General features: G+C 52.5%; 1 protein-coding gene. It reads left to right on the forward strand.

The window, feature by feature from the left end; genetic code table 11:
• Positions 1 to 2,723: magnesium chelatase subunit H (locus ACGVJ8_RS05995; RefSeq protein WP_392346335.1), on the forward strand; the 2,723-nt coding region annotated here is incomplete at its 5' end.
• Positions 2,724 to 3,493 lie beyond the last annotated feature (770 nt).

Consider the following 3,493-nt stretch of genomic DNA (forward strand, 5'->3'; position numbering starts at 1 on the left):
TCCGCTGGTCATCGTTGCGGATCAAGCCCCGCAATGAAAAGAAGCTGGCGATCACCGTGTTCAGCTTTCCTCCCGACAAGGGCAATGTCGGACCGTCGGACTATATCGACGTCTTCGGTTCCATCCATCGGGTGATGCAGGAGATGAAGGCGAAGGGGTACGACGTGCAGGACCTGCCGTCGACGCCTCGAGCGCTGTTGGAGGCCGTCATCAATGACGCCGATGCTTTGCAGGGCTCCCCGGAGCTGTCTATTGCGCATCGGATGAGTGTTGAGGAGTACGAGCGCCTGACCCCTTACTCCGAACGGCTTGAAGAGAACTGGGGCAAGCCCCCCGGCAACCTCAACAGCGATGGCCAAAACCTGCTGGTTTTCGGTCGCCACTTCGGCAACGTCTTCGTTGGTGTTCAGCCCACCTTCGGCTACGAAGGTGACCCGATGCGCCTGCTCTACTCCCGTAGCGCAAGCCCTCACCACGGATTCGCCGCCTACTACACCTATTTGCAGAAGATCTGGAAGGCTGATGCGGTGCTGCACTTCGGCACCCATGGCTCCCTCGAATTCATGCCCGGCAAGCAGATGGGCATGAGCGAAACCTGTTACCCCGACTCACTGATCGGTGCGCTGCCCAACCTCTATTACTACGCCGCTAACAACCCCTCCGAAGCCACCATCGCCAAGCGGCGGGGTTACGCCTCCACGATTAGCTACCTCACCCCTCCGGCCGAAAATGCCGGTCTATACAAGGGCCTGAAGGAACTGGGTGATCTGGTGGGTTCATACCAGCAGCTCCGTGAGGGTGGCCGCGGCATTCAGATCGTCAACACGATCATTGAAACGGCACGTCAGTGCAATCTAGATAAGGACGTCGACCTTCCTGAGGAGGATGCCTTGACCCTCGAATTGGAGGGTCGTGATGCCCTGGTGGGTGCCGTCTATCGCCAATTGATGGAGATTGAAAGCCGTCTCCTTCCCTGTGGTCTGCACACCATTGGCAAGCCTCCCACCGCTGAGGAAGCCGTTGCCACCTTGGTGAACATCGCTGCTCTCGAGCGTGAGGAGGATGGCCTGCGCTCACTCTCCGGCCTGCTGGCTGAGGCGATGGGCCGCTCCATCGAAGACATCTACAAAGGCAATGATGAGGGCGTTCTCGCTGATGTTGAGCTCAACCGCACGATCACGGAGACATCCCGCGCTGCTATTGGCGCCATGGTTCGCACGCTTACCGGTCGTGACGGTCGGGTCAGCCTGCGCAACAGCTTCGGATGGTTCTACGACCTTCTGGCTAAGTTTGGCTTCAAGCTTCCTTCACCCTGGCTGCGGGCCTGCTGCAGCGCGGGCTTCGTGCAGATCGATGCCACCGAGCTCGACAAACTTTTCGCGTATCTGAGCTTCTGCCTCGAACAGGTGTGTGCCGATATGGAGATGGAGAGTTTGCTGAAAGCTCTCGACAGTGAATACATCCTCCCGGGCCCTGGTGGTGACCCGATTCGTAATCCTGGTGTGCTGCCCAGCGGCAAGAACATTCACGCGTTGGACCCTCAGGCGATTCCCACCCGTGCCGCGGTGGCTGCAGCCAAGAGTGTTGTCGACAAGTTGATTGAGCGTCAGCGCGAGGAGCAGGGCACTTGGCCGGAGACCATCGCCTGTGTGCTCTGGGGAACCGACAATATTAAGACCTACGGCGAATCCCTGGCTCAGATTCTCTGGTTCGTTGGAGTCAAGCCGATGCCTGACTCTGTGGGTCGGGTCAACAAGCTTGAGCTGATTCCCCTTGAGGAACTCGGTCGCCCTCGGGTTGATGTGGTGGTGAACTGCTCCGGTGTATTCCGCGATCTATTCATCAACCAAATGGCTCTGATTGACCAGGCCGTGAAGATGGCTGCTGAAGCCGACGAGCCACTGGAGCAGAATTTTGTTCGCAAGCATGCCCTTGAGCAGGCGGAGAAGGAAGGCACAAGCCTTCGCGATGCGGCCTGTCGGGTGTTCTCCAACGCCAGCGGCAGCTACAGCTCCAATGTGAACCTTGCGGTGGAGAACAGCACCTGGGAAGAAGAAGGTGAGCTGCAGGAGATGTATCTCTCCCGCAAGACCTTCGCCTTCAATGCCGACAATCCCGGTGAGATGAACCAGAAGCGGGAGGTGTTCGAGAATGTAATGAAGACTGCGGATGTTACCTTCCAGAACCTCGATTCGGCTGAGATCTCCCTCACCGATGTGAGCCACTACTTCGATTCCGATCCCACAAAGCTGATCGCTGGTCTGCGTGACGACGGCAAAGCTCCCACCAGCTATATCGCCGACACCACCACCGCCAACGCGCAGGTGCGTTCTCTGAGTGAGACGATCCGTCTGGATTCACGCACAAAGTTGCTGAATCCCAAGTGGTATGAGGGCATGCTCGACTCTGGCTATGAAGGTGTGCGAGAGGTGGCCAAACGCCTTAACTTCACTCTTGGTTGGAGTGCAACCAGTGGCGCCGTTGACAACTTCGTTTACGAGGAAGCCAACGAGACCTTCATCAACGATCCAGAGATGCGTAAGCGTCTGTTTGAGCTAAACCCCAACAGCTTCCGCCAAATCGTGGGCACGCTGCTTGAGGTGCACGGTCGCGGTTACTGGGAAACCTCAGATGAAAATATCGAGCAATTGCAGGAGCTGTATCAAGAAGTTGAAGATCGGATTGAGGGTGTAGTTACTGAGAATCAACCATCTTTAGGTTAAAGTTTCCGTCTAAATGATCAACCCAATCGTTAATTTAGTTGAGTGCGAACTTGGTTGCTTTCTTTATTCTTAAATACGATATAGTCATCTCGGAGCCAGTAAAGAAGACTGATGATTACGCCAAAAAAAGAATATCTTCCTAGATTTACATCTTCATGTATGACTGTAGTTGACGTGGATTCAAATGTTGTCACATACGCGATTTTCTTTTCTAATTTGGTTGGGCGTGAGGGTAAGGTTATTGTTTTGAGCCATAGCAAACCATCTTCTCGGTTTTGTGTTCAAATATACTTCTGAATACTTGCGATAATGTTATCGCATAGCCCTGTGCTACTGGAAAAAAGAACACAGATATTCTCGTTCTATCTCCCGATTACATGAGGCCGAATAATTTTGGATGATATTCATTGCTGCATAATGTTAGTAAAGAGTCTGGGAAAATAATTGCAATTGATTCTCTTGAATTAGGCCAACGTGATCTATTGAAGATAGACTTAAAAGAAATGGGGCTTGATGCTTTGAGAGGAGCCGAATATCTTTTAAGGACTTGTTTTCCTGTCATTGAGTTAGAATGTAATAGAGAAGGCAAAAAAAGATCAATTGTCTCATTAATTTCTTTCTTGACTCATCAAATAAACCAGACTTGTCTTTCGATGACATGAAAATTGGTAAAAAAATTGCTTAATTGCGACATAATTACTCCAGCCCAACCCGAAAAGGCCTTAAAGTTCCAATTGAACACTTCCAAATGTATTGGCTCCTGTATGGTC

This window comes from Parasynechococcus sp., from assembly GCF_042954245.1.
Classification (GTDB): Bacteria; Cyanobacteriota; Cyanobacteriia; order PCC-6307; family Cyanobiaceae; genus Parasynechococcus.